Source organism: Enterobacter sp. RHBSTW-00318 (genome assembly GCF_014101375.1).
GTDB lineage: Bacteria > Pseudomonadota > Gammaproteobacteria > Enterobacterales > Enterobacteriaceae > Enterobacter > Enterobacter ludwigii.
In genome coordinates, this window is record NZ_JABXQH010000001.1 from 1859951 (window position 1) to 1885350 (window position 25400).

Here is a 25400-nt window from a genome sequence, read left to right on the forward strand (position 1 = left end):
ATGGGCGGGAGAACCCCGCCCTGGAAGGTTTACGCTTTGCGTTCTGGCGCACCGTGAACGAGGGTGTAGGCATAGTCAACGCCCATGCCATAAGCGCCGCTGTGCTCACGGACCAGGTCCATGACCGCGTCGTAAGTGCCTTTGCGAGACCAGTCGCGCTGATACTCAAGCAGCACCTGCTGCCAGGTCACAGGAACCGCGCCCGCTTGAACCATACGGTCAATCGCACGTTCATGGGCATCTACGGAGGTACCGCCGGAAGTATCGGTTACTACATAAACTTCAAACCCTTCATCCAGGGCCATCAGCGCCGGGAAGGTCAGGCAAACTTCGGTCCACAGGGCTGAGATGATAAGTTTCTTGCGGCCCGTTGCTTTCACTGCCGCAACAAACGCATCGTCTTCCCAGGAGTTCATAGAGGTACGTTCAATCGGTTTAACCTCCGGGTGAACCGCCAGCAGTTCTGGCCAGATGTATCCGCTAAAGCTTTTTGTTTCGACAGAGGTGTAGATAACCGGAACATCAAAAATTTTGCCTGCTTTTGCCAGAGCCACCGTATTATTTTTTAATAACTGACGGTCAATATTTGCCACGCCAAAAGACATTTGCGGTTGGTGATCGATAAAAATCAGTACGGAATTGGACGGGTCAATCAGTTCACGAATAGACATAAAAGTACCTTTTAATCAATGTGTTAAAAGCCAACGTTTTGGTGTGCTATATGAGAAAGGGCCCTGACTGATAAAGCAATTTGAGTATAGCGAGAATTGATTGAGCGGATAGTAAAGATATTTGTCCCCTCTGTTGAAATTAACCGAACAACTTAGGGGAATTTTCAGCAACCGGGAAATAAACCGGTTGCTGATGACGATTAATTTCCGAACCAGACGGAGGCGGAAATGGCCGGTAAGGAGAGAATGCCTTCCTGAATCGTGCCTTTACCCTCTTTGCGTTGCCACGCCTTCACGTGCAGCAACGGAGAGTCATCCAGCACCACTTCACAGGCTTCTCCGCGGTTGATGGCGACCAGCACGCGTTGCTGGTTGTAGACGCGGGCAAACACCACCACGTTATCGTGGGCATACACCACCTGACAGCCACCGTAACGCAGCGCCTGGTTCTGTTTACGAAGCTTAGCCAGACGCTGGTACAGGCTGAGCAGCGCCTTGTCCTGCTTCGCCGGATCCCAGGGGAAGGTTTTGCGGCAGAAGGGATCGTTGTTCCCCTCCAGCCCCACCTCATCACCGTAGTAAATGCACGGCACGCCTGGCCAGGTGAAGAGCCAGGTAACGGCCAGCGGCAGGCGCGCCACATCCTTGCCAAGCAGGGATTTAAAACGTGCGGTATCGTGGCTGTCCAGCTGATTAAACATCCGCAATTGCTGCTGATGCGACAGGCTGGCGCGGTAGTTATCCATCCATGCCATACAGGTTTCGGCGTCGATATGCTGCGGATCGTAAGAGATATCGGTGTTCGCCAGAAATCCCCATAGCGGGAAGGTAAAACCGCGGTAGTTCATGGCCGAATCTTCTGCATCGGCTTGCAGCCACTGGCGTGCATCGCCAAAATGCTCGCCAAAGACAAAGGCCTCCGGCTGCGCGGCTTTCGCTGAGCGGGTGATACCTGCAACGTGCTGAAGGTTATTCCGCGCTCCGCCCGCTTCACCCAGCATATGCACCACGTCAAGACGCCAGCCGTCCATGTTCCATGGTGCCTTAAGCCAGTGGCGGACAACGCTGTCTTCACCGCCGTAGATTTCGTTGACCAGAGAAGGCGACTGGAAATCCAGCTTCGGCAGGCTTGGGTAGCCCAGCCAGTCCAGCGCGTAGCCCTCTTCATTAAAGCTGTACCAGTCACGCTGCGGCGAATCCGGGTTATGGCATGCCCCGCTCATCGACTGGTTATGACGGTCAAACCACGCGTGCGAATCCCCGCTGTGGTTGAACACGCCGTCCAGAATCAGGCGCATCCCTTCGTTTTTAGTGTTCTGTCGCAGGCGCAGCAGCGCGGCATCGCCGCCAAACTGCTCATCAACATGACGATAATCTTCGGTGTCGTATTTATGCACGCTCGGCGCTTTAAACACCGGGTTAAGGTACAGCGCCGTCACGCCCAGTTTTTTCAGGTACGGGAGTTTTTCGCTGATCCCGTCGAGATCGCCGCCGTAAAACGTCGAGCCACCCGCCTGCGCGGTCAGCGGTTCATCCCATGCTTTGAGGATAATGTCGTGACCTGCTGCGTGGTGGTAGTAAACCTTATCCTGGTCTGCAGTGCGCTTTTCGCTGCGGGCAAAGCGGTCCGGGAAAATCTGGTAAAACACCTGATCGTTAACCCATTGCGGGCCATTGTCCGGGTAATCGACGGCAAATTGCTCCAGCCGGGCCGGCGGAAAACGGCTAAACCCCTGCGGGGTAAACCACAGCTGGCGGTTATTCCACAGCAGTTTAAAACTGTAGCGACGACGCGGCTGTCCACGGGTTAAATCGATGTTTGCCCGCCACGCCGTAATCCCGGGCTGCGGCTGGCTGCGCTGCTTATGCATTTTCAGCGCGGTCTCTTCGTTATCAATTTCGGCGCGTAGCGTCACGCGTTCAGGCTGATTTTCCCCCGCCAGCCAGAGCGTAATCACAAGGTTGTCTTTGTTTTGCTTAACAAATGGGGCAACCGGAAGGTGCCAGGCGTTTAACATCACGAATCCCCTTTGATGAAATTGACGTCACCTTGCCACAGGGTGGTTAAGGTTAGCTCATCATGACGAGGTTTATTGAGGGAGGAGGACGGGGGAGGAGGCATCAGCGTGAGCGGATACCTCCTTCCAGTCCCTCTGCGGGGAGAGGGAAGTTTACTGTGCCTGCGCCAGCTGACGGTCGCGGCGGCATTTGAACATCCAGCCCAGCAGCAGCAGGACGATCCACGCGCAGCCCACGTAAAGGGAGATACGGGTATCCGGATGATAGCCAATCAGGGCGATGATAAAGACCAGGAAGACCAGACCGACAGCGGTTGTCACCACCCCACCCGGCACTTTGAACTTCAGCGCTTTCGCCTCTTCCGGTGACAGACGGCGACGGAACGCAATCTGCGACAACAGGATCATGATCCACACCCACACGGTCGCGAAGGTCGCCAGCGACGCAATCACCAGGAACACATTCTCCGGCATGATGTAGTTCAGGTAGACCGACAGCAGCAGGGCTACGGTCATTACCATTACCGTCACCCACGGCGTGCCGCGACGAGAGGTTTTGGCAAACACCTTAGGCGCACTGCCCTGCTCCGCCATTCCGTGCAGCATGCGGCCCACGCCAAAGACGTCACTGTTGATTGCCGAAAGCGAGGCGGTCAGCACCACAAAGTTCAGGATGCTGGCGGCAAACGCGATGCCCATATGCTGGAAGGTCAGCACAAACGGGCTGCCGTTTGTGCCCACCTGGTTCCACGGGTAGATGGACATAATGACGAACAGCGTCCCCACATAGAACACCAGAATACGCATTGGCACTGAGTTGATGGCGCGCGGAATGGATTTCTCCGGGTCTTTCGCTTCCCCGGCGGTAATGCCGATAATCTCGATCCCGCCGTAGGCAAACATGACCATCTGCAGCGACATCACCATACCGAGCCAGCCATTGCTGAAGAAGCCGCCGTTGCTCCAGAGGTTATGGATCCCCGTTGGCTGACCGCCGTTGCCGATACCCCAGATGATGATCCCGAAGCCCGCGATAATCATGATGATAATGGTGGCAACTTTGAAGAAGGAGAACCAGAACTCCAGTTCACCGAACACCTTCACGCTCATCAGGTTGACGGCACAGATGATCAGCACCACGCTCAGCACCCAGATCCAGTGCGGAACCGCGGGGAACCAGACGCCCATGTAGATGCCAAAGGCGGTAACGTCGGCAATAGCCACAATCAGAATTTCGAAGCAGTAGGTCCAGCCGGTGATGAAGCCCGCCAGCGGGCCTAAGTTTTCCTGCGCATAGCGCGAGAACGAACTGGCAGACGGATTGTGAACCGACATCTCCCCGAGGGCGCGCATGATGATATACGCGGCCACGCCACCGATGATGTAAGCCAGCAGAACGCTGGGACCGGCCATTTTAATGGCATCTGCCGAGCCATAAAAAAGACCGGTACCGATAGCGGATCCCAGCGCCATAAAGCGAATGTGGCGGGTGCTGAGTCCACGTTTGAGTTTGTTAGTGCTTTCCATTTAAATCTTGCCATTCAACTCGAAAAAAACAAAAAACCACGGGGCCTTAAGCCCCGTGGTTAAACAGTTTGTTGCCGTTGATTAATGGGCGTTCGATGCGAACTGACGCCCTGCAGCACGATCCCAGATAATAGCCAGAACCAGTGCAACAACGGTAGGCATCAACCAGGCCAGGCCTTGCTCGGACAGCGGCAGACGCTGTGTCCAGGCTGGCAGTATTTGCGCAAAGGCGGATGCTTTAATCCCGTCAAGGATACCAAAAAACAGGCTGATAAACATGGCTGGCGCAATAATTCGCGACGAGTTGTTCCACCACGGGCGGGTGAAGCTCAGCACCACCAGCACGATACACGGCGGATAGATGGCCGTCAGCACCGGGATAGAGACCTGAATCAGGTGGCTCAGACCGAGGTTTGACACCGCCATGGAGAAGATGCCCAGGATAAAGACCAGCGTACGGTAAGAGAGCGGCAGATACTGAGCAAAGAACTCAGCGCAGGCGCAGGTCAGCCCCACGGCGGTGACAAGGCACGCCAGGAAAATCAGTACCGCCAGCAGCAGGCTACCCGCACCACCAAAGGTGTGCTGTACGTAAGCATGGAGGATCGCCGCGCCGTTGGCATTTTGATTGACCAGTATGGCGCTATCTGAGCCCAGGCGGAACAGCGCCAGGTACAGCAGCGTCAGCCCTACACCGGCCATCAGGCCAGCCCAGATGGTGTAGCGAGTCAGCAGACGCGCTTCGGTTACGCCGCGGGAACGTGCGGCATTCACGATAACAATACCAAACACCATTGCGCCCAGCGTATCCATCGTCAGGTAGCCGTTTACAAAGCCATTGGAGAACGCAGCGTTTTTATAGGCGTCCATCGCATCGCTAATCGGGCCTGCGGGCCAGACGATGGCCGCAACCGCCAGCACAATCAGCGCCACGATTTTCAGCGGAGCCAGGAAGTTACCCACGGTATCCAGCAGCTTGCCTGGATAAAGGGAAACAAGAATCACAATAGCGAAGTAGATCAGGCTGTAGATAAACAGCGGCATCGCGCCATCGCCGGTCAGCGGGGCAATCCCCACTTCGAAGGATACGGTCGCGGTACGCGGGGTCGCAAACAGCGGGCCAACGGCCAGATAGCAGACGGTCGCCAGCAGAATGCCGGCCACTTTGCCAATCGGGGTACTGAGGCTATCAACGCCACCACCGACTTTCGCCAGCGCGACGACGGTCAGTACCGGCAGACCCACAGCAGTAATCAGGAAACCAAACGCAGCGGTCCAGACGTGTTCACCCGCCTGTAAGCCAACCATTGGAGGGAAAATGATGTTGCCTGCGCCAACGAACAGCGCAAATGTCATAAAGCCCAGCGCGATGATGTCACGCGATTTTAAGTGATGGGTCATAAAACCTTACTGCCTGTGGATGTGGTGTTGAAAACATTGAGATTTTCGCTATCTCTGACGGGACGATACAGCGGAAAATTTGCTCAATTTCAGCGGGATATGCTCCCGTCCTGGCGTGGAGAAGAATAGTTTTTCGATTTACCACGCAAATACAGTCGGTATGACAGTATCTGGGGCGCAATTTAAACGCTTATAACGTTTAAAGGCAAGATGGGATCGTGAAACCAGAACAATATGCCAGCATCAAAAATCAGACCAGCACAATACGCTAATTATAAGAAAAACCCATGGCTAATCATGCGAACAAAAAACAGCCAGCCGTATAATATTCAGCCGCGTTTCGCTTGACTGCAAAGCAAACGGGCCAGCAAACGCTGGCCCGTGGAAAGGTAAACTGACACGCCTGTCGTCAGGCGATCTTTTTGGCAATTAATCGTTCCGGGATAACGAAACTGAAGCGGGTTCCCTTACCCAGCGTGCTTTGAATATCGAGACGGCTTTCATGGTGATTCACCGCGTGTTTCACAATAGCCAGCCCCAGACCGCTGCCGCCGGTCTGCCGTGAGCGCGCTTTATCCACCCGATAGAAGCGCTCAGTCAGACGCGGGATGTGTTCAGGTGCGATCCCCGGCCCGTTATCCTCTACGCTGAACTCAGCGCCCGTTGGCGTGTGCTGCCAGCGCACCACGATATCCGTCCCCGCTGGCGTATGATTCACCGCGTTATACACCAGATTGGAAATGGCGCTGCGCAGCTCATCTTCGCTGCCAAGCACCTTGAGCGTGTTGTCGACCTCGAAGGTCAGCTGATGCATTTTATGGCTTAACGTCTGCGCTTCGCGCTCCACCACCCGCAGCATCATCGGAACATCAATGGTGTCATTCAATGCCAGCGAGGGGGCGGCCTCAATTTTCGAGAGCGTCAGCAGCTGTTTCACCAGCCCTTCCATACGGTGCGTTTGTTCACGCATCGTATGCAACGCTTTCTCGCGCGGCGCGCCTTCCAGCGTTTGCTCCTGCATCATCTCCAGGTACCCCTGAAGCACCGTCAGCGGAGTGCGTAATTCGTGGCTGACGTTGGCAAAGAAGTTGCGTCGCGCCCCTTCCAGCTGGTGCATCTGGGTGACATCACGGGCAACCATCAGCCACTGCTGGTCGCTGTAAGGCATCACACGGATTTCCAGATGGCGCCCATTATTGAGCTTCAGGTTGTGGGGGCGGGTAAAATCACGCTTTTTCAGGTACAGCGTGAACTCGGGGTAACGCAGAAGGTTGAGGATGTTCTGGCCATTATCGTCCGGCCAGCGCAGGCCCAGCAGCTGTTGCGCGAGGCCGTTACACCAGAAGATCGTCCCTTCTTCGGTCGTCAGAATGACAGCATCCGGCAGCGACTCAGCGCCGCTACGGAAGCGTTTGATCAGGCTTCCCAGCTCGCGACGCCGCTTTTTGTTACGCATCTGCATCTGGTGCAGACCGTACAGCAGCGGCTCCCAGCTTCCGCTTCCCGGCGGAGGCGTCATACTTCGGTCAACCCACAGCCACCACGAGAGGCGCAGCAGGTTCCAGAAATGCCAGATCAGAAGCCCGGTAACCGACGCCAGCAGAAACCACGGCAAATATCCAAGAAAGGCCCCCAGAATGAAGGCCGGAATACAGCATAAGATCAGTTCAAAGACGAGCCTTTTCCATGACAGACGTTCCAGCACGCGTCACACTCCTGTCATTGTTCAGAAACGGGTTGAAAAACGATAACCCGTGCCGCGGACCGTCTGCACCATGCGATCGTGGCCGCTCAGTTCCAGCGCTTTTCGCAGGCGGCGGATATGTACGTCAACCGTCCGGTCTTCGACATACACGTTAGTTCCCCAGACGTTATTCAGCAACTGTTCGCGGCTGTATACGCGCTCCGGGTGAGTCATAAAGAAATGCAGAAGTTTAAATTCGGTAGGCCCCATATCGAGGGGATTTTCACCGGTCATGACGCGGTGTGAGGTAGGGTCAAGGCTCAGTCCCTGCATCTCAATCACCTCTTCCACCGCCATCGGTGAAATGCGGCGCATCACGGCTTTAATGCGGGCAACCAGCTCTTTCGGTGAGAACGGTTTGGTAATGTAATCGTCCGCCCCCGTTTCCAGACCGCGTACGCGATCCTCTTCTTCACCGCGCGCCGTGAGCATCACAACCGGTATGTCGCGGGTTAGCGCTTCACGTTTCAGGTGTTTGATAAACTGCAGCCCGGAGCCGCCAGGCAACATCCAGTCGAGCAGAATCAGATCGGGCCAGGGTTCATTCAGCTGGTTCACCGCGCTGTCATAATCTTCCGCCTCAACCGGCTGGAAGCCATTTTGCTCGAGCACGAAGCACACCATTTCACGAATCGGAGCTTCATCTTCTACGACCAGAATACGTCTCGCCATACTTTGCCCTGTTTTATCTTATTTAAGTTACAAGTTTGTAATGCGGCGTCATTATGCGTCAGATTTATGACAGATTTATGAAAAACAGTACCACTATAAAGGGCAAACTGTTGTTTTATTACAGCGGTTATTTTCTGTTCCCTGACAGTTTATAATCCTGCTTTCTCTTTTTCGCCACGGATCAGCAATGCGCATACTACACACCTCTGACTGGCATCTGGGTCAAAATTTTTACAGCAAAAGCCGGGCGGCTGAACACGAAGCGTTCCTGAACTGGCTGCTGGATACGGCCCGCTCTCATGAGGTGGACGCCATTATTGTGGCGGGCGACATTTTCGATACCGGCTCGCCCCCCAGCTATGCGCGCGAGTTATATAACCGTTTTGTCGTCAATCTGCAGCAAACGGGCTGTCATCTGGTGATTGTTGCCGGCAACCATGATTCCGTCGCAACGTTAAATGAATCCCGCGATATTCTGGCGTTTCTCAATACTACCGTGGTGGCCAGCGCAGGACATGCGCCGCAGATCCTGAAAAAGCGCGACGGGACGCCGGGTGCGGTACTGTGTCCGATCCCATTTTTACGCCCGCGCGATATTGTCCAAAGCCAGGCGGGGCTTTCCGGCGCTGAAAAACAGCAGCATTTGCTGCAGGCCATCACCGACTATTACCACCAGCAGCATGCCCAGGCCTGTGCCCTTCGCGGCGACCAGGCGATTCCGGTGATTGCCACCGGGCACCTCACCACCGTTGGGGCCAGCAAAAGCGACGCGGTGCGTGACATTTATATTGGCACGCTGGATGCTTTCCCGGCACAAAACTTCCCGCCCGCGGATTATATTGCCCTCGGGCATATCCACCGGGCGCAGGTTATCGGCGGCTGCGAGCACATTCGCTACTGCGGTTCGCCCATCTCGCTGAGTTTTGATGAGACCGGCAAAGCCAAAAGTGTCCATCTGGTGAGCTTTAGCGACGGCAAGCTCAGCGCCGTCGACACGCTGGAAGTGCCCGTCACCCAACCGCTGGCGGTGCTGAAAGGCGATCTGGACGCCATCACCGCCCAGCTTGAACAGTGGCGCGGCGTGGAACAAAACCCGCCGGTCTGGCTGGATATTGAGATCGCCAGCGGCGACTACCTGCATGATGTGCAGCGTAAAATTCAGGTACTCACGGAAGACCTGCCGGTAGAGGTGCTGCTGGTGCGCCGCAGCCGCGAGCAGCGCGAGAAAATTCTGCTCGGCGCTCAGCGCGAAACGCTCAGCGAACTCAGGGTGGAAGAGGTCTTTGAACGCCGGCTCTCCCACGAGGAGATTGACGACGCGAAACGCGCACGGCTGAACGAGCTGTTTACGCACACCCTGCATGCCCTGAACGATGAGGAAGAAAACGCATGAAAATCCTCAGCCTGCGTCTGAAAAATCTCAACTCACTGAAGGGTGAGTGGAAAATCGATTTTACCGCGGAGCCGTTTGCCAGCAACGGACTGTTTGCGATTACCGGGGCTACCGGCGCAGGGAAAACGACCCTGCTCGACGCCATTTGTCTGGCGCTGTATCACGAAACGCCGCGTCTGCAGAAAGTCTCCCAGGCACAAAACGATTTGATGACGCGCGACACGGCCGAATGCCTTGCCGAAGTTGAGTTTGAAGTCAAAGGTATTGCCTATCGCGCTTTCTGGAGTCAGAACCGCGCGCGAAATCAGCCCGACGGTAATCTTCAGGCCCCACGCGTCGAGCTGGCACGCTGTGAGGACGGTAAAATTCTGGCCGACAAAGTGTCGGATAAACTGGAACAAACGGCCGCCCTCACCGGGCTGGATTATGGCCGTTTTACCCGCTCAATGCTGCTCTCTCAGGGGCAATTTGCCGCCTTCCTCAATGCCAGACCTTCCGACCGCGCCGAACTGCTGGAAGAACTGACCGGAACCGAGATCTACGGGCAAATTTCCGCCATGGTGTTTGAGAAACACAAAGCCGCGCGTAACGCCCTTGAGGTGTATGAAGCACAGGCTGCAGGCGTCGTGTTGTTGAGTGAAGAACAACAGCAGCAGTTACAGCAAAGTTTGCAGGCACTTACTGACGAAGAAAAAACGCTGCTGGCGCAACAGCAGAATCAACAGAAAGATTTTCAGTGGCTTACGCGCAATGACGAGCTTATACGTGAGCAGCAGCGCGTTGCCACCTTGCAGCAACAGGCGCAACAGGCACTGACCGAGGCTGCGCCCGAGCTGGCAACGCTCCAGCTTGCTCACCCCGCCGCCCAGCTGCGTCCACTGTGGGACAGCCAGCAAGAGCAAACCACCCGGCTGGGGCAAACGAAGCAGCGCATTGTTGAAGTAAATGCTCGCTTACAAGCAAAAACCGCGCTGCGCTCGCGTATCCGTAATACGGCCCAGCGTAGCCATGCACAACTGCAGACCGACCTTACGGCGCTGGCACAGTGGCTGGCAGAGCACGAGCGGTATCGTCAGTGGGGCCAGGAGATAGCAGGCTGGCGCGCCCATCTTGCACAGCTGAATCGCGATAAAAATCAGATCGCCACGCTTTCCACGCGCATTGCTGAATTACGCCAGAAGCTGGCAGAGATGCCGGAAAACGCCCTGACGCTCACGGCTGACGAGGTCAGCGTGGCGATGGAGCAACAGGCTCAGTCACGGACTTTCCGCCAGCGGCTGATGTCGCTTCAGGCCCGTTATCTGCCGCTGCAACAACGTCTGCGCCAGAACGGTGAAAGCCTGCAGAAAGCCCAGGCAGAGCAGGTAAAACTCAATGAAACGCTGACGCTGCGCCGCCAGCAGTACAAAGAGAAAAACCAACATTATCTGGATCTTGAAACGCTCTGCAGACAGGAAGAGAAGATTAAAAGTCTGGAGGCAGAGCGTGCGCAGCTGCAGGCGGGACAGCCCTGCCCGCTGTGCGGCTCAACCTCGCACCCGGCGGTCACTGCCTATCAGGCGCTGGAGCTGAGTGCCAACCAGCAGCGTCGCGACCAGTTAGCCAAAGAGGTCGCTGCACTTAAAGAGGAAGGATTGTTAGTTCTCGGTCAGGTGAATGCCCTGACCCGGCAGATCCAGCGTGAGACAGACGACGCTCAGACGCTCTCCCAGGAGGAGCAAGCGCTCACTAAAGAGTGGCAATCGGTTTGCGCGTCCCTGAATATCACTCTGAATATTCAGGAAGATATTGCCCCGTGGATGAACGAACAAGAGCAGTATGAGCGTCAGCTTTACCAGCTGAGCCAGCGTCTGACGCTCCAGCAACAGCTGAATGAACAGGACGCGCAGGCGCGTCAGTATCAACAGCAGCTGACGGCCACGCGCCAGGCGCTGGAAACGACCCTGCTGACGCTGTCACTCAACGTCCCGGAAGAAGGCACAGAGGCTGCCTGGCTGAACGAACGAGAAACCGAGTTCGCACAGTGGCAGGAAAAACAGACTCAGCATGGCGTCATGCAGGAGCACATGACGGCTCTGATGCCGCTGCTCGACACCCTGCCCGCCACAAACGACACAGAAACCGAACCGGCCATTCCTGATAACTGGCGCGAAACGCACGACGAATGCGTTTCTCTTCAGAGCCAGCTTGCCACATTGCAACAGCAGGAAAGCCTCGAAAGCGAGCGACTGCAGCACGCCACGACGCATTTTACCGCCGCATTGACCGCAAGCTGCTTCGCCGATCGGGAGGCCTTTCTGGCTGCACTGCTTGATGAAGAGACCATCCGCAGTCTTGAACACCGTAAGCAGACCCTGGAAAACCAGCTTCAGCAGGCAACCGCGCTGTTCGCACAGGCAAACCAGCAGCTGCAGGCTCATCAGACGCAGCGACCGGAAGGGCTGGAACTCGATGCGCCAACCCTGCAGTTGCAGCTACAGCAACTCGGGCAACAGCTTCGGGAGAACACCACTCATCAGGGTGAAATCCGCCAGCAGCTTAAACAGGACAGCGATAACCGTCAGCACCAGCTGGCGCTCATGCAGCATATTGAAGAGGCCGCGCGGCTGGCCGATGACTGGAGCTATCTGAATTCGCTGATAGGTTCCAGCACCGGCGACAAGTTCCGTAAGTTTGCCCAGGGGCTCACGCTGGATAATCTGGTCTGGCTTGCCAACCAGCAGCTAAATTGCCTGCACGGGCGCTATTTGCTGCAGCGCAAGGTCAGCGATGCGCTGGAACTCGAAGTGGTGGATACCTGGCAGGCGGACGCGGTGCGCGATACCCGTACCCTCTCCGGCGGCGAAAGCTTCCTTGTTAGCCTGGCACTGGCGCTGGCGCTTTCCGATCTGGTGAGCCACAAGACACGCATCGATTCGCTGTTCCTGGATGAAGGCTTCGGCACGCTCGACAGCGAAACGCTGGATACCGCCCTCGATGCGCTCGACGCGCTGAACGCCACCGGGAAAACCATTGGCGTGATTAGCCACGTCGAGGCGATGAAAGAGCGGATCCCGGTGCAGATCAAAGTGAAGAAGATTAACGGGCTGGGGTATAGCAAGCTGGATAAGGTGTTTGCGGTGGAGTGAGGGTGCCCTGCGTTAGGGCACCCTCATCCCGCCCCTCTCACGTAGGGAGAGGGAGAATGGCTATAGCGGCCAGAGCCACGCGGCGCCGCGCACGCCGCTGGAGTCCCCGTGCACCGCTTTGCGGATCGGGGTTTCACACTCGCCGCCGAAGACCCACTGCTTCAGCAGATTCGGCACCGTGGCATATAAACGGTCGACGTTGCTCATCCCGCCGCCGAGCACAATCACGTCAGGGTCAAGGATATTCACCACGTGCGCCAGGGATTTCGCCAGCCGCATTTCATAGCGGCTGAGAGCCAGCTCAGCCACCGGATCGTGTTCCCCGACCCGGCGCATAATTTCGTTCCCCTTGAGTGGCTGGCCACTCAGGCGGTGGTAATCGGTGGCAAAACCGGTGCCGGAGATAAACGTCTCAATACAGCCCTGCTTGCCGCAATAGCACGGCACCTCGGCGCGGTATTTAAGTTCATCTTCATCCATCCACGGCAAGGGGTTATGTCCCCACTCGCCCGCCGTACCGTTGCCGCCAATATGGGCACGCCCGCCCAGGGCCACGCCTGCGCCACAGCCGGTCCCGATAATGACCGCAAAAACGGTCTGGGCCCCTGCGGCGGCACCGTCAATGGCTTCGGAGACGGCCAGACAGTTGGCGTCATTTGCCAGACGCACTTCCCGGTTCAGGCGCTGACTTAAATCTTTATCAAAAGGCTGACCGTTGAGCCAGGTGGAGTTGGCGTTTTTAACCACCCCGGTATAGGGCGAGATTGAGCCCGGGATCCCCATCCCAACGGTGCCGGTCTGCCCTGTCGCCTGCTCAGCCATGTCGACCAGCCGGGCAATCGTCTCGATAGTCTGGTGATAATCATCGCGCGGCGTAGGCAGACGGTGGCGGAACAGTTGCTCCCCCAGCTCGCTCAGTGCGATGACTTCTGTTTTGGTGCCGCCCAAATCAATCCCAATACGCACAAGACACTCCTCATTATTTTGATTATCAACAGAGTAGAAGCCCGCTTCCCGATTAGCAATGCAAGCGATGCGACAATTCGTTATCATGCCCGCTGATTTAACGACAAGGCCGTGGAAATTATCATGCTGTGGTTCAAAAATTTGATGGTTTACCGTCTCAGCCGCGACGTTTCGCTGCGTGCAGAAGAGATGGAAAAACAGTTAGCCGCTTATAGCTTTTCCCCTTGCGGTAGCCAGGATATGGCAAAAACCGGTTGGGTTCCTCCAATGGGTTCACAAAGCGATGCATTGACCCACGCCAGCAGCACGGGTCAAATCATCGTCTGCGCCCGCAAAGAAGAAAAAATTCTGCCCACGCCGGTGGTCAAGCAGGCGCTCGAAGCGAAAATTTTCAAGCTTGAAGCCGAACAGGGTCGCAAGCTGAAAAAAACCGAAAAAGATTCGCTGAAAGACGAAGTTCTTCACTCTCTGCTGCCGCGCGCCTTTAGCCGTTTCAGCCAGACAATGATGTGGATCGATACCGTTAACGGGCTGATCATGGTGGACTGCGCCAGCGCCAAAAAAGCGGAAGATACGCTGGCCCTGCTGCGCAAAAGCATCGGATCGTTACCGGTCGTTCCGCTGGCGCTGGAAACGCCGATTGAACTGACCCTGACCGAATGGGTGCGCAGCGGTACAGCGGCCCAGGGCTTCCAGATCCTTGATGAAGCCGAGCTCAAAGCCCTGCTCGAAGATGGCGGCGTGATCCGCGCGAAAAAGCAGGATCTGGTGAGCGACGAGATCGCCGTTCACATTGAAGCGGGCAAAGTGGTGACCAAACTGGCACTCGACTGGCAGCAGCGTATTCAGTTTGTGATGTGCGATGACGGCTCGGTGAAGCGTCTGAAATTCTGCGATGAGCTGCGCGATCAGAACGAAGATATCGATCGTGAAGATTACGCCCAGCGCTTTGACGCGGACTTTATCCTGATGACCGGAGAGCTGGCAGCGTTAATTCAGAATCTGGTAGAAGGCCTCGGCGGCGAAGCGCAGCGGTAATACCTGCAGTGACCCTCTCCCGGCAGGGAGAGGGAATAAAACGTTTTATTTCAGGTAGCGGCACAGATAAGAGGTCGGTTCAGCAACCTGCAGATGGAATTCGCTGTGGCCAGGGACGTTGAACGCTTGTCCGGCTGAGTAAACTTTCCATTCTGTTTCCCCCGGCAGTAAGACGTTGAGCGCACCGCTGATCACCGTCATCTCTTCAGCTTCGGCTGTACCAAAGGTGTATTCCCCTTCAGCCATAACGCCGACACTGGCGCGGCCAGTGCTGCTGCTGGTAAAACCAATGGATTTCACTTTACCGGAAAAGTATTCGTTACTTTGAAGCATGAACTGGCCCTTATATTTTTAGATAAAAATTCACTATAGGGGCCATGATCATCACCTGTCACGCAAAATCATTAGATCAACAGCTCTGCGGCCAGCCGGGCCATCAGAACATTGGACAACAGCACCGGGACATCCAGCGCCTTTTGCAGTAAATCACGGTGGTGCTGGTGGAATCCAAGGCAGTCCAGAATCAACACATCGGCCCCTCTCTCCAGCAGTTCCCGTCCCGCCTCAATCAGCGCAGCCTCGCTGTCCCAGAAGGGATTGGCCAGCGCATACAAAGGCATTTTTTCGAGTACGTGCCATTTTGCCGTCTGGTTGTCCATGAGCTCTTCAATGGGAACAATGACCCCCACCTGATGCCCGTCAACAATGGAGGCCACCAGCGGCGGAATGATCCGCATCGGCTCCAGCAAAATCGCATTACGCGCGATGAGTCCCTTAACAGGTGCAGTACTCATCAGTAAAATAACGTCATAGCCTTGATTATCGAGCACTTCTATTACGCTCTGCAGCGAGCGCTCGATTTTCTGACGCGAAACATGCGCCAGTTTACCGTCACTTAATAACGTCGCCAGGGGATCCTCCCCCGCCTCTACAGCGTAGTCTTCCATGACCTCTTCCCGACTCATCTTCCCCAGCAGGCTTAGATGCGTTATCTGTTGTTCAGATACATGCTCGGTTAAGAGCGGTAACACTTCGCTTACAGGGACCACACCAATAGTGAGGATCGCCAACGTCGCCTTCATCTTCATCGCCTTCCATTACCGCTAAATCTTTCACACAGGTACAGGCTCACTACGCTGCACAGTTCGTTTTTTCAACAAAACAGCACCAAGCGTAGCAGGTGATCCCCATCGCGAAATGTAAAGATCGCCTGCCCGTTACGGAGTTACCTGTAATAACTAAATATTAACTCCTGCTTAACATTTGCGATGAGTAAAAAGTGTGATTCAGGCACGGTATTTAGCCCTTTAGGAATTCATTCACGACTTATCAGGATCTTCGTAGCGCCGTTTGGCATCCAGCGCTTCCTGTTCAGTTTCATGTTCACTGATCAGAGAGTCTGGTTTGGGGTGATCGGCACGCAGCTGATACCAGGTGACGGTTTGATCGCCATTGCCTTTTTCAACGGTAACGATGCGTGCTTCACGTGGATAGGGAGGTCTGGTTGGCATAGCTCATCCTTTTTTTATGTCTGAGCTATAAGTATAGACGCCGCTTAGCTGGCACAAGCCAAACGCAGGGCGGTAATAATCTGAATTACCACGTCCTCGGGTGAAGCGGAAGCATCCACAACGTGGTGTGCCGCTTCGCGGTATAACGCATCGCGCTCGGCCAGCACTTCGCTCACCTCTTCGCTGAGCGGCCGGGAGGTCAGCGCAGGACGTTGTCCCTCTTCCGGAAATGCTTCCAGCCGTCCTACCAGGGCCGAAACGGGTGCACTGAGGTAGATGACAATCCCTTTTTCGCGCATAAAGCGACGGTTACACTCGGCGAGAACAATGCCGCCACCGGTTGCGATAACAGCAGACGGCGTGGTGACCGCCTTCAGCGCGGCCGTTTCACGGGCGCGAAAGCTCTCCCACCCCTCTTGCTCAACGATTTCCGCGATGCTTTTCCCGGCTTCGGTTTGCAGCCAGTGGTCGGTATCAACAAACTGACGATCGCACGCGCGTGCCAGTTCCAGGCCAACGGTGGTTTTCCCACAGCCGCGGGGGCCAACTAAAAAGATGGGTTGGGTCATAACCAGGTGTTCCCCTTGATGCCGGATGGCCGAAGAGCGTAAAGAAATAATTGCAGAAGATGTTGCGTTTACTTTACTGCAAAGCGGTACGGGATGACAACCCTGCGGAGGCCATACTGTACCACAAAGTGACAATGGTTATCATTACGCAGTGCGACGCTTGACTTCGAGCAGCCACTTATCAAGCTCTGCAGCGAACTGCTGGCGATCGCGCTGGGACAGGCTGTCTGGCCCGCCGGTCTGCACGCCGCTGGCGCGAAGCGTATCCATAAAATCACGCATGGTGAGTCTTTCACGAATGGTCGCCGGCGAATAACGCTCCCCTCTCGGGTTCAGCGCCGCCGCTCCCTTTTCAATCACTTCCGCGGCCAGCGGGATATCCGCCGTGATCACCAGATCCTCGGGGCTACACAGACGCACAATCTCGTTATCCGCCACGTCAAAACCAGCCGGAACCCGCAATGCGCGAATAAATCGGGAAGGCGGTACGCGAATATTCTGGTTCGCCACCAGCGTAAGCGGCATCTGCACGCGCTCGGCCGCGCGGAATAAAATCTCTTTAATCACATTCGGACACGCGTCCGCATCAACCCAAATCGCCATATTGTCTCCCCATAATGATTCTGCCGACTATTGTCGCCTGCATTTCGTTGTTAAGCTATCAATCAGAGAAAACAACGCATAATGACGGAGAATCGTGATGGATAAGAAAATCGGGTTTATCGGCTGCGGTAACATGGGCAAAGCCATCCTGGGTGGCCTGATCGCCAGCGGACAGGTGCTGCCGGGTCAGATTTGGGTCTACACCCCATCACCGGACAACGTCGCCGCGTTACGCGATCGGTACGGGATCAACGCAGCCGAAAGCGCCCAGGAAGTGGCTCAGGTAGCCGATATTGTCTTTGGCGCCGTCAAGCCGAACATCATGATCAAAGTGCTGAGCGACATCACCACCAGCCTGAACAAAGAGACGCTGGTCGTATCGATTGCCGCGGGCGTCACGCTCGATCAGCTGGCGCGCGCGCTGGGTCATGACCGTAAAATCGTACGCGCTATGCCGAATACCCCGTCACTGGTCAACGCCGGCATGACCTCCGTCACGCCTAACGCGCTGGTGACGTCGGAAGACGTGGCGGATGTCCTGAACATCTTCCGCTGCTTCGGTGAAGCGGAAGTCATTGCCGAATCTATGATCCATCCGGTAGTGGGAGTGAGCGGTTCAGCGCCTGCGTATGTCTTTATGTTTTTAGAAGCGATGGCCGACGCCGCGGTGCTTGGCGGTATGCCACGAGCGCAGGCGTATAAATTCGCTGCACAGGCCGTGATGGGCTCTGCCAAAATGGTGCTGGAGACCGGTAAGCATCCGGGTGAACTGAAAGATATGGTCTGCTCGCCTGGCGGAACCACTATCGAGGCGGTGCGGGTGCTGGAAGAGCGCGGCTTCCGTTCGGCCGTTATTGAAGCGATGACAAAATGCATGGAAAAATCAGAGAAACTGAGTAAATCCTGATTATCTGAGCCGGACGTCAGGCAGCCACCTCGGTGCGGCCGCGTCCGGCATTTTTCGCTTTATACAGCGCCACATCGGCCGCTTTTAACCACTCCCGATAGTGCCCGAACTGCGGTCCCCAGGGCGCGACACCGACGCTAATACGCAGAGATTCCTTGGGCGCACACGGTAACGACAGCGTTTCCAGCCGCTCATGTACGCGTGACATCACGGCGATGGCACTGTCTGCCGCCGTCCGGGACATGATCACCGCAAACTCATCCCCGCCAAAACGGCCTATCGCATCCCCGGAACGCACCGTTAGCTGCAGTTGCCGCGTCAGGGCAATGATCGCTTCATCACCCACATCGTGGCCCCAGGTGTCATTGATATTCTTAAAATGATCGATATCGATAAGCAAAATCGTGGCGGTGCAGTGGTTGCGGCGACAGTGTTCAAATTCATTTCTCAACAACACTTCCCAGTGCCGGCGATTAAAGACGCCGGTCATGCCGTCGCGGGTACTCATCAGCTCCAGCCGCCGTTTATGCTCTGCAAGCCTGATGGCAGTACGATGGCTGAGCCAGGCAAAAAGCATCGGATATAACACCAGCACGGGAAGCGTTAAGCCCCATGCCAGAGGCTCCGGGTTAAAGACAGCCACCCGGCCCACGACGGGGAGCGTCACCAGGGAAGACAGAAGGGTTAACATGATGCCGGTAAAAAACAGCCGACAGCCGCCGGCCCCCATCATGTTCATTCCCACCATCATCAGTCGCTGCCGTAGGTAGCGCATTGATCCCCATCATGCCGATCCAAAGCCCGGCAATAATGGCATCAATCTTCAGATTAAAGCGTTCCTGCTGATGAGGCGAAGCAGCACGGCAGGACCACTGCCAGGCGAAATGGGGCCAGACAAATGCCCACCCCACCAGGAACAACCACCAGACGCCGGATACAGAAAAGGTGACCAGCACGCCAGAGAGGGGGAAGAACATCGCTGCCAGTCCGACAACACGCGCCAGCCGGGCTCGCCGGGCAAACGGGATCCCGGTACGGTGGGGGTCATCCTGAGAAAGGGTCATATTCCACTCTTCCCGAATGCGCTTTATATTGTAATAAGATTCATCATTCATCATTTTTGGGAATATTCTGAAATATTTCCCAAATTATAGAGAGGGGGCTTACGGGGAAAGTATGAAATTTCGGGTGAGCCGCCGGGGCCACTCACCCGATAGGACTACACGTTTTTCTTCAGACAGGCACTCATGAACTTGCTGCGATCGTCGCCTTTCAGGGACTGTTCGGTCGCTTTCGCATTACACTCGCGCATTTTTTGCTGCTGCGGCGTCAGGCTTTTCTCACCCGGCTTCGCGGCACCGTTTTTGAGGCAACCGCTCATGTAGGTCTTACGGGCATCGCCCTTCAGGCTCTGTGCGGTCGCCTGTTGATTACAGGTGGTCATGCGTTGCTGCTGCGGCGTTAATGTTTTCTCTTCCGCGTTCGCCGATGAGATCAGGAACAGACCCGAGAGCAGAGTAACCAGTAATGTTGTTTTCATTGCACCATCCTTTTGTGAACATTCACTGTAAGTCTGGTTCGTGACAGGAAAAAAACCACCCGGCAGATGTGATTTCCGCCGGGCTTTTATTATTTCAGCCCCAAAGCCGCTTTCATGGTGTAGAACAGATCCGTTTGATCGGTCAGCCCTACCACGTTTGCCGCATGCGGACCGTATGCTGCGATGCGCAGCTGGGTTCCGGTATGCTCCATGGACTCTTCTTCAGAGTTGCCATAGCTCAACACCATCACCGCGCCGTCTTTGGTGTTCAGCGCCTGCGTCAGGCCCGGTGCTTTGGTATCCGCTGGGATGATCTGGCTGGCGTGCGCATGGTCTGCGGTAACGACCACCAGGGTATTGCCGTCTTTCTTCGCGAACTCAAGTGCCTTCTGCACTGCTTCGTCCAGATCGACCGTCTCGCCAATCTGACCGCACGGGTTAGCCGCATGATCCTGTTTATCGATAGACGCGCCTTCCACCTGCAGGAAGAAGCCCTTTTCACTCTTGCTCAGCAGTGAGATCGCTTTATCGGTCATCGCTGCCAGCGTCGGGATGCTGTCGGTACGTTTTGGGTTTGGCGTACAGGTTACGGCAGGTTTATCAATGTTGCCGTGGTAGGACGCTTTTGGCCCTTCCCAGCGCACCGGCATATTGCCATCAGAGAAAAGACCCAGCAGCGGTTTATCCTGGCTTGCTTCGGTAATCGCCGCCAGAGAAGATGCATCGCTCACCAGCTGATAGCCGCGAGCCTGCGCCTGCTCACGCAGCGTTTTGCCCTGCCATTCGCCCGCCGTTGCGGTTTCCGCGAAGGTTTTCGCCCCGCCGCCCAGCGTCACGTCAGGACGTGCGTTCAACAGTTGTTCCGTAATCGAGCCTTTGCCGCCCTTTTCCAGCGCGTTAGTCGGGCATTTTTCGCTGGTCACCGACGGGCCGTAGCATTTACGCGAGGTAACATGCGCCACCAGCGCCGCTGGCGTTGCATCCTGAAGTTCAGCCGTAGAGACGTTGCCGGTAGCCAGTCCCGCCGCTTTAGCCATCTCCAGAATGGTCTGGTGATCTTTTTCGTGAATATCTACACCCAGCGCACCATTATAGGTTTTCACACCGGTGGACCACGCCGTGGCAGAGGCAGCAGAATCCGTCACGTAATCGGGTTTACCGGTTTTTTTATCCAGCGCGTAATGGGTATATTGTCCGGTGAGAGGCAGTGCGTCGATACCTTTAAAAAAGCCGCCCGCGCCTTCGGCATAATTTCGTGCTGCCGTTATTTCGGAATCGCCCATCCCGTCGCCAATCAGCAGAATAATGTTTTTAGCGGGTTTCTCATTCAGCGAAGCGCGAATGGCGGCGGTTTGATCTTCGGTCAACCGACGCGCGCCGCCTGGCTGGGTGATATCCCCTTTGGCCGCACGATTATCCAGCACGCTGGTATTGTGATTGTCGGCATAAATAGCGGGTGACATTAACAGGGGAAGTAATGCGATGAAAAGAGCGCTCTGTTTCAATTTATTTTCTCCATGTACAAATACATAAAAAATAAAACAGAGCGACTATAGGCATCCTGCATGACATTTCTATGACACGCCGTCAGGTTCCGTGATGGTTTAGTTGCGAGGATGCCTTAACAGCTTTTTTACGTACTGGCGGAGCATTTCAGCATCCTCAACCGGCACCTGGGAATCGGGTCTGACGCTTTCCAGCGCGCCTTCAACGTTCTCAATCAACGTCTGTTGTTCGTTTTTCGCCATTTGTCGCAGCAGCGCGGTGACCACAATTTCCAGCGCTTCAACCTGGGCGACCAACTCTTTTGACTCTTCTTCCTTTTGTGCAAGCTTGACCAACAACTCAGCAATGAGATTTTTCATGGTGCTATTTCCTTATCCGTTTTGTCTGAACTTAGCATTCTGAATCCATTATGCAAAGAGAAGAAATTTATTATGTTATGCAAAAGTGATGCGGCAGGAAAAATAGATTCCTCGCGGCTTTCAGCGAAACGTTTTTCTATAAAAACGCCGCATTTAGTTATATAAAAATGCGGCAACCATAAGAATATATAATACATCTACGAAACGGTTATCGCGCCGATTTCGCCTCCGCCATTTGTCTGCGGCGACGCAGTGCAATAGCCAGTTGAATTATATTTATCAGCACCACAATGGCGGTAGCAGCAAATACCCAACGGAAACCGGCCATTGCCGAAACAGCGGCTCCCATAAGCGGACCGGCAACGTTACCTAAATACATAAACGACTGGTTATAGCCAAAAATACGGCCCGTTACCTGGTCACTGGAATATTTCACCAGCAATGTTTGCACCGCGGGTAACATCGCACCATCGGCAAAGCCCAGCAGAAACCGCAGCACGCCAAGCTGAAACGGAGAAGTGACAAACGACATTGCGAAAAAGAGCACCACCGCAAAAATCAGCGTGGCCATCAGGATACGCGCCGTGCCGATCCTGTCGCCCAGTTTTCCAAGGCGTGGCGCCGAAATGAGGGCTGATACGCCCGGGACGGCGGCAATCATCCCGCTGAGGAAAGCAATATTATTGCTGTCTGGCTCCATCGACTTAATAAACAGCGCCAGAATCGGGCCGACCGAACCGTTGCAAAGCTGGATCACCATGGTGGTCACAAACAGGCTGATCATCAGGCCCGGATAGGGCAGCGAGGCGAAAACGGCCTTGCCGCTCAGGCGTTCAGCTTTGCTGATGACGGGGCGTCCTCCCTCTTTAATGAGGAAGAGCGTGACCAGAAAACTGACCACCAGCAGGATGGCCGTAATGATAAACACCGCGCGCAACCCCACATGATCGGCGAGGAAGCCCCCTAGCAGCGGGCCGCCAATGACCCCGCTTATCTGAGCAGTAGAGAGCGTACTCAGCGCCCAGCCGCTGCGTTCACGGGGCACCTGCGAGGCCACCAGCGCCATGGCATTCGGAATATACCCGGACGTCAGCCCCATCACCGCTCGCAGGAAAAAGAGCTGCCATACGTTAGTGGCAAAGGCCTGCAGCAGAATGGCTATCGCCATCCCCAGCGATGCGCGCAGCAGCATCAGCTTGCGCCCTTTGCGGTCGGCCAGACTCCCCCACATCGGCGAGACAATGGCAGAGACCAGAAACGTGACGCTGAACGTCAGACCTGACCACATGGAGAGCGCTTCATGGGAGGTAACGCCCAGCTGCGACACGTACAGTGGCAGGAAGGGCAATATCTGGCTGATGGCCAGTCCGGTAAAGAAGCACCCGAACCAGACCGAGATGAGATTAACTTTCCAGGATTCCATAAAAGAAATAGTCTTCATTTTTAGGCGAATTCGCCGACAGATTAGCAAGTTACGCGTTATGACGTCGCACCAGAGATGCGCACTTGCCGACTTTGGTGTTTTATCTTCCCAGTCATCATATTTGTGAAATAAGTCACAAATCATCCATTTTCTGACGGAATATTATGCTTCAGCGGCAGAGACCGAAACCGCGCATCCCCAGGTGAAAGTGGCTGGCATGGGCAGCGTTATACTCTGGCCCCAGGCTGTTACCGTAATAGCTGCAGCTCGCCGCCAGCATGCCTTTCAGCCATGGCTGCGTTTTTGTCGCCTTCCAGCCGTTTTGTACCGTGACCCTCTCACCGTTTGCCAGCCCAAACGCCGTGATATCCAGCGCCTCTGCCGTAGCATGTTCACTGCGTCGCGCGTCGGGGCGATGGTAAATGTTGCGGCAGGCAAAGCTGCCGAGATGCTCAATACGCGTCAGCTCACTTCCCGTATAGCGTCTGGTGAGTGGCCGGGCCTGCTGGCTGATAAACAAGGCAGAACTGAGCGCCAGCGGGCAGCTCGCAAGGAAACTGCTGTTCAGGCTGACCGGACCGAAGTTACGTACCCGGACGACGTTACGGAGTGGACACTCCCCACCGCTGTCTGCGACCGGTTGTGTGCGGATAAGCGCGCGTTGATTGGCCTGCGATAACAGACTCGCGCACGCCTGGGGCGTTAAGTTCCGAAGCTTATACTGGGTAATGCGGCCTGGCGGGTCGTCGAGATGTAGCGGCGTGAAAGGGTTGTAGTAAGACGGCAACCAGTGATACCCCACCGTTGCGACAGCCGCAATAATGAAAATGGTCAGCAGAGTTTTTCCTTTCACGCTCCCCCCTTAACATTCCCCAAAACATTATGGCAGAAGGCCGCGAAACCCGCTGGGCATCGTGGTATGTTATTGGTTTTTCGTCAGACTGGAAGAGAGTGAGATGGCAAAGCAGCGCGTAGGTATTGTCTTTGGGGGAAAATCAGCGGAGCACGAGGTTTCATTGCAATCGGCCAAAAATATCGTCGATGCAATCGATAAAAGCCGTTTCGACGTGGTGCTGCTGGGCATAGATAAACAGGGGCAATGGCATGTCAACGATGCCAGCCAGTATCTGTTAAATGCTGACGATCCGGCGCATATCGCCCTCAATCCTTCTGCAATCAGCGTCGCGACCGTACCCGGCGTGGTGCAAGGGCAACTCATCGACGCCGGTAATGCGCAGTCTCTCGCCCAGATTGACGTGGTCTTCCCTATCGTTCATGGCACCCTTGGCGAAGATGGTTCGCTGCAGGGGATGCTGCGCATGGCCAACCTGCCGTTTGTCGGTTCTGATGTGCTGGGTTCCGCTGCCTGCATGGATAAAGACGTCACCAAGCGCCTGCTGCGTGATGCGGGGCTGAATATTGCGCCGTTTGTCACCCTCACCCGCGCCAACCGTGACCAACACAGCTTCGCTCAGATTTCCGGTCAGCTGGGCCTGCCGCTGTTTGTGAAACCTGCAAACCAGGGTTCTTCCGTCGGGGTCAGCAAGGTGACAAGCGAAGCGCAGTTCACGCAAGCGGTCAGCCTGGCGTTTGAGTTTGACCATAAAGTGGTGGTTGAGCAGGGCATCAAAGGCCGCGAAATTGAGTGCGCCGTGCTGGGCAACGATTTCCCACAGGCAAGCACCTGCGGTGAAGTGGTGTTAAACAGTGATTTCTACTCTTACGACACTAAATACATTGATGATAAAGGCGCCCAGGTTGTTGTGCCTGCGAATATCGATCCGGCAATCAACGATAAGATCCGCGCGATCGCGATTAACGCTTATCAGACGCTCGGCTGCAGCGGCATGGCGCGCGTGGATGTGTTCCTGACGCCTGAAAACGAGGTGGTGATTAATGAAATCAACACCCTGCCGGGCTTCACCAACATCAGCATGTATCCCAAGCTGTGGCAGGCCAGCGGGCTTAGCTACTCAGCACTTATCACCCGCCTGATTGAACTGGCGCTGGAGCGTCATGCTGCGGACAGCGCCCTGAAAAGCTCCGTAAACGGTTAATCGGGAGTTTTCGCCGTTTCCGTCTCATCCGCTGTCGTCTCTTCAGGACGACGGCGGATAATCATCCCCGCCAGCCAGAAGCTGATAACCCAGGTCACCAGACCCACGGCATACGTTTGCCACCCTTTTGCTTCAAATCCCAACAGCCCCACGACACCGTTAAGAATAAAGATCAGCCCAATAGCAAAGGCGTAGTAATGCCAGTCACGGCGTAGTTTGGAAGTGAGCTTCATGACAACTCCGGCAGGAAAAAAAGATATCCTCTCACAGATTTATGACGAGGTCTGTGGCTAATGCGGAAATTCTGAAACACGCTGTTGTTTCAATTAAGTTAAGAAATTGTGATGCGCTGCAGAATTCGACAATC

Annotated in this window: 23 protein-coding genes and 1 pseudogene; 5 read left to right on the forward strand and 19 right to left on the reverse strand. The window is 55.4% G+C overall.

Features of this window, described 5'->3' with window-relative positions:
- Positions 1–29 precede the first annotated feature (29 nt).
- From HV157_RS09425 to phoB, 6 genes are all read right to left on the reverse strand, one after another.
- The gene (locus tag HV157_RS09425) at positions 30–671 is read right to left on the reverse strand and encodes a hydrolase (protein WP_020885231.1); all 642 of its coding nucleotides are present in this window, start codon (positions 669–671) and stop codon (positions 30–32) included.
- Positions 672–871: 200 nt separating this feature from the next.
- Complete coding sequence (malZ, locus tag HV157_RS09430; RefSeq protein WP_032681572.1) at positions 872–2689, reverse strand: maltodextrin glucosidase; 1818 nt, start codon at positions 2687–2689, stop codon at positions 872–874.
- 153 nt (positions 2690–2842) lie between these two features.
- Positions 2843–4216 (reverse strand): proline-specific permease ProY, encoded by a 1374-nt coding sequence (proY, locus tag HV157_RS09435; protein ID WP_014168835.1) that lies wholly within the window; start codon positions 4214–4216, stop codon positions 2843–2845.
- 81 nt (positions 4217–4297) lie between these two features.
- Complete coding sequence (gene brnQ, locus HV157_RS09440) at positions 4298–5617, reverse strand: branched-chain amino acid transporter carrier protein BrnQ (protein WP_182268251.1); 1320 nt, start codon at positions 5615–5617, stop codon at positions 4298–4300.
- A 409-nt stretch (positions 5618–6026) separates the two neighbouring features.
- Positions 6027–7322, reverse strand: coding sequence for a phosphate regulon sensor histidine kinase PhoR (gene phoR / locus HV157_RS09445; RefSeq protein ID WP_014168833.1), 1296 nt, complete (start codon positions 7320–7322; stop codon positions 6027–6029).
- Positions 7323–7343: 21 nt separating this feature from the next.
- Positions 7344–8033 carry a phosphate response regulator transcription factor PhoB gene (gene phoB / locus HV157_RS09450; RefSeq protein ID WP_008503265.1) on the reverse strand — a complete coding sequence of 230 codons (690 nt, stop codon included), beginning with the start codon at positions 8031–8033 and terminating at the stop codon, positions 7344–7346.
- A 187-nt stretch (positions 8034–8220) separates the two neighbouring features.
- Here phoB and sbcD point away from each other — a divergent pair, with 187 nt between their 5' ends.
- On the forward strand, positions 8221–9426 hold the full coding sequence (gene sbcD / locus HV157_RS09455; protein WP_032681573.1) for an exonuclease subunit SbcD: 1206 nt from the start codon (positions 8221–8223) through the stop codon (positions 9424–9426).
- Complete coding sequence (gene sbcC / locus HV157_RS09460; protein ID WP_182268250.1) at positions 9423–12554, forward strand: exonuclease subunit SbcC; 3132 nt, start codon at positions 9423–9425, stop codon at positions 12552–12554. Before sbcD ends, sbcC begins: the two co-directional genes overlap by 4 nt.
- A 60-nt stretch (positions 12555–12614) precedes the next feature.
- On the opposite strand, the gene mak is transcribed toward sbcC, so the two are convergent.
- Positions 12615–13520 carry a fructokinase gene (gene mak, locus HV157_RS09465; RefSeq protein WP_182268249.1) on the reverse strand — a complete coding sequence of 302 codons (906 nt, stop codon included), beginning with the start codon at positions 13518–13520 and terminating at the stop codon, positions 12615–12617.
- A 123-nt stretch (positions 13521–13643) separates the two neighbouring features.
- Between mak and rdgC the strand changes: the two genes are divergently transcribed.
- Positions 13644–14558 (forward strand): recombination-associated protein RdgC, encoded by a 915-nt coding sequence (gene rdgC, locus HV157_RS09470; protein ID WP_014882739.1) that lies wholly within the window; start codon positions 13644–13646, stop codon positions 14556–14558.
- Positions 14559–14603: 45 nt separating this feature from the next.
- Here rdgC and ppnP read toward each other — a convergent pair whose 3' ends face one another.
- The 5 genes from ppnP to HV157_RS09495 all read right to left on the reverse strand — a co-directional run bounded on the left by ppnP (position 14604) and on the right by HV157_RS09495 (position 17241).
- Complete coding sequence (ppnP, locus tag HV157_RS09475) at positions 14604–14891, reverse strand: pyrimidine/purine nucleoside phosphorylase (RefSeq protein WP_014168827.1); 288 nt, start codon at positions 14889–14891, stop codon at positions 14604–14606.
- 71 nt (positions 14892–14962) lie between these two features.
- Positions 14963–15640 (reverse strand): AroM family protein, encoded by a 678-nt coding sequence (locus HV157_RS09480; RefSeq protein ID WP_025204994.1) that lies wholly within the window; start codon positions 15638–15640, stop codon positions 14963–14965.
- A 237-nt stretch (positions 15641–15877) separates the two neighbouring features.
- The gene (gene yaiA / locus HV157_RS09485; RefSeq protein ID WP_013095817.1) at positions 15878–16069 is read right to left on the reverse strand and encodes a protein YaiA; all 192 of its coding nucleotides are present in this window, start codon (positions 16067–16069) and stop codon (positions 15878–15880) included.
- A gap of 44 nt (positions 16070–16113) precedes the next feature.
- Positions 16114–16638 carry a shikimate kinase AroL gene (gene aroL, locus HV157_RS09490; RefSeq protein WP_020885238.1) on the reverse strand — a complete coding sequence of 175 codons (525 nt, stop codon included), beginning with the start codon at positions 16636–16638 and terminating at the stop codon, positions 16114–16116.
- A 144-nt stretch (positions 16639–16782) separates the two neighbouring features.
- Positions 16783–17241: a YaiI/YqxD family protein gene (locus tag HV157_RS09495; protein ID WP_014168823.1), complete on the reverse strand. Its 459-nt coding sequence runs from the start codon at positions 17239–17241 to the stop codon at positions 16783–16785.
- A gap of 97 nt (positions 17242–17338) precedes the next feature.
- On the opposite strand from HV157_RS09495, the gene proC reads away from it, so the two are divergent.
- Positions 17339–18148, forward strand: a complete 810-nt coding sequence (proC, locus tag HV157_RS09500) for a pyrroline-5-carboxylate reductase (protein ID WP_020885239.1) — start codon at positions 17339–17341, stop codon at positions 18146–18148.
- 16 nt (positions 18149–18164) lie between these two features.
- Here the strand turns inward: proC and adrA are convergent.
- The 6 genes and pseudogenes from adrA to HV157_RS09530 form a co-directional block, all read right to left on the reverse strand.
- A pseudogene (gene adrA, locus HV157_RS09505) lies at positions 18165–19266 on the reverse strand (diguanylate cyclase AdrA).
- Between the two features lie 101 nt (positions 19267–19367).
- On the reverse strand, positions 19368–19688 hold the full coding sequence (psiF, locus tag HV157_RS09510) for a phosphate starvation-inducible protein PsiF (protein ID WP_014168820.1): 321 nt from the start codon (positions 19686–19688) through the stop codon (positions 19368–19370).
- Positions 19689–19777: 89 nt separating this feature from the next.
- Entirely contained in the window at positions 19778–21193 is a 1416-nt protein-coding gene (gene phoA / locus HV157_RS09515) for an alkaline phosphatase (protein WP_020885241.1), read from the reverse strand.
- A gap of 99 nt (positions 21194–21292) precedes the next feature.
- Positions 21293–21553, reverse strand: a complete 261-nt coding sequence (gene iraP / locus HV157_RS09520; RefSeq protein WP_014168818.1) for an anti-adapter protein IraP — start codon at positions 21551–21553, stop codon at positions 21293–21295.
- Positions 21554–21761: 208 nt separating this feature from the next.
- Positions 21762–22976: a multidrug efflux MFS transporter gene (locus HV157_RS09525; RefSeq protein ID WP_020885242.1), complete on the reverse strand. Its 1215-nt coding sequence runs from the start codon at positions 22974–22976 to the stop codon at positions 21762–21764.
- A gap of 169 nt (positions 22977–23145) precedes the next feature.
- On the reverse strand, positions 23146–23829 hold the full coding sequence (locus HV157_RS09530; RefSeq protein WP_104440500.1) for an extensin family protein: 684 nt from the start codon (positions 23827–23829) through the stop codon (positions 23146–23148).
- A 103-nt stretch (positions 23830–23932) separates the two neighbouring features.
- Between HV157_RS09530 and ddlA the strand changes: the two genes are divergently transcribed.
- Entirely contained in the window at positions 23933–25033 is a 1101-nt protein-coding gene (gene ddlA / locus HV157_RS09535) for a D-alanine--D-alanine ligase (RefSeq protein ID WP_020885244.1), read from the forward strand.
- Here the strand turns inward: ddlA and HV157_RS09540 are convergent.
- Positions 25030–25266 carry a DUF2754 family protein gene (locus tag HV157_RS09540; RefSeq protein WP_025205000.1) on the reverse strand — a complete coding sequence of 79 codons (237 nt, stop codon included), beginning with the start codon at positions 25264–25266 and terminating at the stop codon, positions 25030–25032. The two genes, ddlA and HV157_RS09540, sit on opposite strands and share 4 nt — an antisense overlap.
- Positions 25267–25400 lie beyond the last annotated feature (134 nt).

Excerpts from the sequence above, each read along its gene's own strand:
- HV157_RS09525 (WP_020885242.1), bottom strand. The coding sequence starts at position 22,976 with ATGGAATCCTGGAAAGTTAATCTCATCTCGGTCTGGTTCGGGTGCTTC.
- malZ (WP_032681572.1), bottom strand. The coding sequence starts at position 2,689 with ATGTTAAACGCCTGGCACCTTCCGGTTGCCCCATTTGTTAAGCAAAAC.
- rdgC (WP_014882739.1), top strand. The coding sequence starts at position 13,644 with ATGCTGTGGTTCAAAAATTTGATGGTTTACCGTCTCAGCCGCGACGTT.
- psiF (WP_014168820.1), bottom strand. The coding sequence starts at position 19,688 with ATGAAAACAACATTACTGGTTACTCTGCTCTCGGGTCTGTTCCTGATC.
- iraP (WP_014168818.1), bottom strand. The coding sequence starts at position 21,553 with ATGAAAAATCTCATTGCTGAGTTGTTGGTCAAGCTTGCACAAAAGGAA.
- HV157_RS09540 (WP_025205000.1), bottom strand. The coding sequence starts at position 25,266 with ATGAAGCTCACTTCCAAACTACGCCGTGACTGGCATTACTACGCCTTT.
- ddlA (WP_020885244.1), top strand. The coding sequence starts at position 23,933 with ATGGCAAAGCAGCGCGTAGGTATTGTCTTTGGGGGAAAATCAGCGGAG.
- aroL (WP_020885238.1), bottom strand. The coding sequence starts at position 16,638 with ATGACCCAACCCATCTTTTTAGTTGGCCCCCGCGGCTGTGGGAAAACC.
- sbcD (WP_032681573.1), top strand. The coding sequence starts at position 8,221 with ATGCGCATACTACACACCTCTGACTGGCATCTGGGTCAAAATTTTTAC.
- proY (WP_014168835.1), bottom strand. The coding sequence starts at position 4,216 with ATGGAAAGCACTAACAAACTCAAACGTGGACTCAGCACCCGCCACATT.
- HV157_RS09480 (WP_025204994.1), bottom strand. The coding sequence starts at position 15,640 with ATGAAGGCGACGTTGGCGATCCTCACTATTGGTGTGGTCCCTGTAAGC.
- phoB (WP_008503265.1), bottom strand. The coding sequence starts at position 8,033 with ATGGCGAGACGTATTCTGGTCGTAGAAGATGAAGCTCCGATTCGTGAA.
- HV157_RS09425 (WP_020885231.1), bottom strand. The coding sequence starts at position 671 with ATGTCTATTCGTGAACTGATTGACCCGTCCAATTCCGTACTGATTTTT.
- brnQ (WP_182268251.1), bottom strand. The coding sequence starts at position 5,617 with ATGACCCATCACTTAAAATCGCGTGACATCATCGCGCTGGGCTTTATG.
- yaiA (WP_013095817.1), bottom strand. The coding sequence starts at position 16,069 with ATGCCAACCAGACCTCCCTATCCACGTGAAGCACGCATCGTTACCGTT.
- ppnP (WP_014168827.1), bottom strand. The coding sequence starts at position 14,891 with ATGCTTCAAAGTAACGAATACTTTTCCGGTAAAGTGAAATCCATTGGT.
- HV157_RS09495 (WP_014168823.1), bottom strand. The coding sequence starts at position 17,241 with ATGGCGATTTGGGTTGATGCGGACGCGTGTCCGAATGTGATTAAAGAG.
- proC (WP_020885239.1), top strand. The coding sequence starts at position 17,339 with ATGGATAAGAAAATCGGGTTTATCGGCTGCGGTAACATGGGCAAAGCC.
- sbcC (WP_182268250.1), top strand. The coding sequence starts at position 9,423 with ATGAAAATCCTCAGCCTGCGTCTGAAAAATCTCAACTCACTGAAGGGT.